This is a genomic window from Hydrocoleum sp. CS-953, from assembly GCF_002260545.1.
GTDB lineage: Bacteria > Cyanobacteriota > Cyanobacteriia > Cyanobacteriales > Microcoleaceae > Trichodesmium.
The window spans coordinates 1-2,757 of sequence record NZ_LGSU01000327.1 but is presented as its reverse complement, the minus strand read 5'-3'; the positions used below and the strand labels follow the sequence as shown (position 1 = coordinate 2,757).

Annotated in this window: 3 protein-coding genes; 1 reads left to right on the top strand and 2 read right to left on the bottom strand. The window is 37.1% G+C overall.

Annotation, left to right across the window (positions count from 1 at the left end):
* Positions 1-218: 218 nt before the first annotated feature.
* A complete protein-coding gene (locus AFK68_RS03035; RefSeq protein ID WP_371357210.1) occupies positions 219-842 on the bottom strand; it encodes a TenA family protein in 624 nt (207 codons plus the stop codon).
* 454 nt (positions 843-1,296) lie between these two features.
* Between AFK68_RS03035 and AFK68_RS03025 the strand changes: the two genes are divergently transcribed.
* Positions 1,297-2,280 (top strand): glycosyltransferase family 2 protein, encoded by a 984-nt coding sequence (locus AFK68_RS03025; protein WP_246843965.1) that lies wholly within the window; start codon positions 1,297-1,299, stop codon positions 2,278-2,280.
* Positions 2,281-2,313: 33 nt separating this feature from the next.
* Here AFK68_RS03025 and AFK68_RS40910 read toward each other — a convergent pair whose 3' ends face one another.
* Entirely contained in the window at positions 2,314-2,478 is a 165-nt protein-coding gene (locus AFK68_RS40910; protein WP_305778124.1) for a UPF0175 family protein, read from the bottom strand.
* Positions 2,479-2,757: the final 279 nt, after the last annotated feature.

Below are 2,757 nucleotides of genomic sequence, written 5' to 3'. Positions count from 1 at the left end.
GAGTAGGGGAGTAAGGAGTGGGGGAGAGGGGGAGTAGGGAAAGTATGGGTACTGTCAAGTATAGTCGCAGTTAATTTACAGCGCTTTTCAGATTGATGATTTCACGTTACAACCAAAACAATGTACTGACTAATCATGGTTAATGCTTACTGTAGTCTAGCGAAATGAAAACCGCTGTAACTTCTAAATTCAGAATTCTAAATTCAGAATTCTAAATTCTAAATTCTGATTTCCCAAGCTGCTTCAAAAAAATCTCGTTCGCAGAGCATAGCATAACAGTAAATTGATTCTACTTCTTGAATATTGTCTGCGTAACTGTTTATCACTTTCTCTAACTTTTGCGCTAAGTGTTCAAATTCCTGACTGCTGTAAGTACAAATCCAATCAGAATATTGATGCTCTGGGATTTCCGGTGTAGCTAACTGTTGCCCTAAAAAAGCATAGAGTCGCATACAAGGTGTCATTGCTGTAGCGATCGCCCCAATATTATTACCCCAAGCAGTCGCTAATAAAAAATCTGTGTAACGCCGTGTAGCAAACCCAGGAGTAATATTTTCTAAATTTACTCCCCATTTAGCAGCATAGCTTTGATGCAATTCTAATTCCTCTTTCACCCCACCTACAAGAGTATGAAACAATTCAAATGTTTTCCATTCAGGAGACTTAGCAGCAGCAATACTGTAAGCACGGGCAAATGCTCTCAGGAAAAAAGCATCTTGCCCCACATAATAGGCAAAACTTTTCTGAGGCAACGTACCGTCAGCAATTCCTTGTACAAAAGGATGAGATAAACAAGCTGTTGCTAAATGTTGATTAGTTTTCCATAGATTATTTGATATCATAATATTTTTCATAGAATAGAGAAAAATGTAAGTTGGGTTTCGTTATTCAACCCAACATCTCTAAGTTTTTTTCTAGACATCCGTTGGGTTGTGCTGGCGCTGAACCCAACCTACTAGACTGACACACCTTAAATAGTGCAATAGTAGGGGCGGGTTTCCCCGTTAAATTAACGAAGCTAAACCTAAAATTAGATAAACCCGCCCCCCAATGATTATCATGTCCGGATAAGAGCGTGATAGAACTCCGTTCCGAGGTGCGCGACCAAAAAACTTTCTCATGCATATACTTTTTTTCTCCCCTCTTCCCTCCTGACTCCTGTACGGGCGTTAACGATAGTTATGCGAAGCTAACGACCGTTTCGCGGAGCGACATGAAACGCCCCTACGACTCCTGACTCCTCCCTTTTTATTTATAACTATTCAACCGGACATGATGTAACACACAATCTTAGATATGTCAGTCTACCACAATATTACAATTAATCATCCCCAAATGAAATATTCTTTAGTAATTCCTATTTATAATGAAGAGAAAAATCTCCCAGAATTATATCGACGCATCAGTACAATAATGAATAGAATGGATGGAGATGTAGAACTAATATTGATTAACGATGGTAGTCGCGATCGCTCTCTCCAAATTCTCCGAGAATTGCATCAACAAGACTCTCGAATTTGTTATTTAAGTTTTGCTCGTAATTTCGGACATCAAGTTGCTGTTACTGCTGGTTTAAATTTTGCTAGGGGAGAGGTTATTGTAGTCTTAGATGGAGATTTACAAGATCCGCCAGAATTAATTCCCGACTTAATAGAAAAGTGGCGACAAGGTTATCAAGTTGTCTATGCTCAACGCACAAAAAGACATCAAGAAAGTTGGTTAAAAAAGTTGCCTGCTTTTGTTTATTATCGCATTTTAAGACATTTAGCAGATGTGGAAATTCCTATTGATACTGGTGACTTTTGTTTGATGGATAGAGCTGTAGTAGATGTGTTGAATAAAATGCCAGAAACTAATCGTTATATTAGGGGTTTAAGAGCATGGGTAGGTTTTCCACAAACGGCAATAAAATTTGAAAGAGAACCTCGTTTTGCTGGAGATATTCAATATACTTTTGCCAAATCTTTAGCCTTAGCAATTAATGGTTTAGTATCTTTTTCTAAAGTACCTTTACGACTGTCTACTTATGTAGGATTATTTGCTGCTTGCGTAGCTTTATTAATGGCTTGTTTAGTATTATATTGGCGGATTTTTTATCCAGATTCACCATTAACAGGTTTAGCAACAATTATGATGGCAATCTTCTTTTTAGGAGCCGTACAATTAGTAAGTATTGGAATATTAGGAGAATATATCGGACGTATTTATGAAGAAGTAAAAGGTAGACCGCTTTATACTTTATCTGAAGTAGCAGGATTTGAGGAAGGAGTAGGGGAGTAGGGGAGTAGGGGAGGAGAGAGTAGTTAGGAGAAACTAGGCATTAGCTAAATCCTCAATTAATTCAGCTTCAGTTAGTTTAAAAGTATTAACAGCATAATCCCCTAATTTGGTTAAAAATAAAACTTTGGGAATACCAGCAAAAACTGCTGCAGCAGCTATAGAAAGTCTACCCATTTCATAAGATTTAATTGCAGCTATTAAACGAATTTATACACTCAATTTTTCGGGAGTTATTTCTAGTGCTGATAAACTTTCATATGGTATAGTAATAGTAATTTATTTTGGTGTAACCTAAGTTTTATTGATTATAATATAACTTGATAATTTAACTATAGCTTCAATTAAAAAATAGACATATCGATCTAGTAGAGTGCGTTTTGCTGTCGCATAACTCCGTTAACGCTTCGCGACATGAAAAGTGAAGTGTAACGCACCGAAATATTTGGGATAGGTCTAGTAGTAGATGGACAGATATTC